At 54.9% G+C, this 2,347-nt stretch carries 3 protein-coding genes; 1 reads left to right on the top strand and 2 read right to left on the bottom strand.

The features are described from left to right. Positions 1-588, bottom strand: a 588-nt coding sequence (locus AB9F27_RS21705; RefSeq protein WP_369758176.1) for a pyridoxal-phosphate dependent enzyme, incomplete at its 3' end; no start/stop codon positions are given. Beyond that, the gene (bhcA, locus tag AB9F27_RS21710; protein WP_369758177.1) at positions 588-1,778 is read right to left on the bottom strand and encodes an L-aspartate--glyoxylate aminotransferase BhcA; all 1,191 of its coding nucleotides are present in this window, start codon (positions 1,776-1,778) and stop codon (positions 588-590) included. The genes bhcA and AB9F27_RS21705, both read right to left, overlap by 1 nt. Positions 1,779-1,948: 170 nt before the next feature. On the opposite strand from bhcA, the gene AB9F27_RS21715 reads away from it, so the two are divergent. Next, a partial coding sequence (locus AB9F27_RS21715; RefSeq protein ID WP_369758178.1) for an IclR family transcriptional regulator occupies positions 1,949-2,347 on the top strand: 399 nt, incomplete at its 3' end.

The following is a 2,347-nucleotide window of genomic DNA, read 5'->3' on the forward strand; positions in this document are numbered from 1 at the left end:
GCTGAGCGTCAGGCAGGTGCCCGAGATCATGCCGCCGCCACCAATCGGCGCAACAACCATGTCCAAACCGTCGGTTTGCTCCATTAACTCGCGCGAACAGGTACCTTGACCCGCGATGACGCGGGGGTCGTTATAGGGATGCACGAAGTTGCCGCCCGTTCTGGCTTGAACCTGCGCAAAGACCTCTTCGCGGCTGCTGGTCGACGGTTCGCATTCGGTGATCGTACCGCCATACCCTATCACGGCGTCTTTTTTCGCTTGGGGTGCGGTGCGCGGCATGACCACGTTGCAAGCAATTCCGCGACGCCCCGCCGCATAGCTGAGGGAGAGCGCGTGATTGCCCGAACTGTGGGTGCAAACGCCGTTTTTGGCATCCGCGTCCGACAGACCAAAGACGGCATTGGACGCTCCGCGCACTTTGAACGCACCCGCCTTCTGGAAGTTTTCACATTTGAAAAACAACTGCGCGCCTGTGAGTTCGTTTAAAAAGGACGAGGTCAAAACAGGCGTGCGATGGATATACGGTTTGATCCGTTCATGCGCCGTCTTTACGTCATCGAAAGTGGGAATATACATCGTGTCCAACATCACGCCGCGATCCTTTGAGCCAACGCGGAGTTCGAGCGGTAATACTGCTGAGCCGCCGCAACACCGGATCCCAACGTGATATCAAGGCCAAGGTCTGCCATGCACATCTCCGCAGTGGCAAGCCCACTCAGCGTCATCACGTCGGTGAGACTGCCGAGGTGACCGATGCGGAAAACCTTGCCCGCAACTTCACCAAGGCCAACCCCGAAGGCCACGTCGTATTTTTCCGCGGCAAGGGTCACGATATCAGTCGCGTTAAACCCCTCTGGCGTGCGGATCGCACTGACGGTATCGGAATAGACATCGGGCGACACCGCACAGAGGTCCAATCCCCAAGCACTCACCGCTGCGCGCACCCCTTCGGCGATCCGATGATGACGGGCAAAGACGTTTTCTAAACCCTCGCCAAGCAGCATTTCGAGCGACAATTTGAGGCCGTTCATCAACCCAACAGGCGGCGTGTACGGAAAGGCGTTGGCGTTATAGCCGTTCTGCATGTCTTTGATGTCAAAGAAAGTGCGCGGCAATCCGGCGTTTTTCGATGCTGCAATGGCTTTGTCAGAAAACCCAAGGATCGCAAGGCCCGCAGGCAACATGAACCCCTTTTGGCTTCCGGTCACGGCAACATCAACGCCCCATTCATCAAAACGGAAATCCATCGACGCGATCGAACTTACCCCATCCACAAACAGCAACGCGGGGTGGCCCGCAGCAACCAAGGCGCGGCGCACGGCGGCGATGTCGGATTTTACACCAGTTGCGGTTTCATTATGGGTGGCGAGCACAACTTTGATGTCGTGGCTTTTGTCGGCGCGCAGAATCTCTTCGTAGCGATCTGCGGGCAATCCTTCGCCCCAAGCTGTTTCCACAATTTGAACGTCCAATCCGTGGCGCTGGCACATGTCAATCCAACGATGAGAGAACATACCGTTACGGGCCGCCAGAACTTTGTCGCCTTTGCTCAAGGTGTTGGACAGAGCCGTTTCCCAGCCGCCCGTTCCGGTGGAGGGAAAGATGAATACCTTCGCAGTGTCGGATTTCAAAACTTTTTGCACGCCCTCAAGGCAGGGATGCAGTATCTTGCCAAACGTCGGTGAGCGGTGGTCAATCGTTGGCATGTAACAGGCCTGACGGAGGGTCTCTGGCATGTTGGTGGGGCCTGGAATGAATACTGGGTTCTGGAAGCTCATGATCGTCTCCTAATTTGCTGTTGTGCCTAGTGTAGGTCGCAGGTTTCGTTGGCGATATATTTTTGAAAACGTTTTTTAAAATCTGATAACTCTGGAAAAATGTTTGTTGTCATATGGTTGTATTTTTCATATGATGAATAAGTATTTCACAAATTGGAAAGAGTGCTCCGATGATTCCTCAGGATGACAAGAATCAAGGCCCCCGAAAACCCCGTGGCCGTCCACGCGACTGGCACGATAAAACGGCGCAGAATACGATCAAGTCTCTGGATCGCGCCATGGAGGTTTTCGAATTCCTAAGTGATACGCAGGGCAAAGCTTTGACAACGCTTGCGAGCGACCTCAACCAATCCCCTTCCACGGTCTATCGCATTCTGGTGACTTTGGAGACGCGGGGTCTCGTGGAATTCGATCAGGTGGATCAGGTTTGGCATATCGGGGCGCGTGCTTTTGTGATCGGGTCGCGTTTTCTTCGGCGCACCAGTTTGGTTGAACGGGCGCGCCCCCACCTTAGGGCGTTGATGGAGAAAACAGGCGAAACTGCCAATCTCGGCATTCGGCAACATGGG

The organism is Falsihalocynthiibacter sp. CO-5D18 (assembly GCF_041205445.1).
Lineage (GTDB): Bacteria > Pseudomonadota > Alphaproteobacteria > Rhodobacterales > Rhodobacteraceae > Falsihalocynthiibacter > Falsihalocynthiibacter arcticus.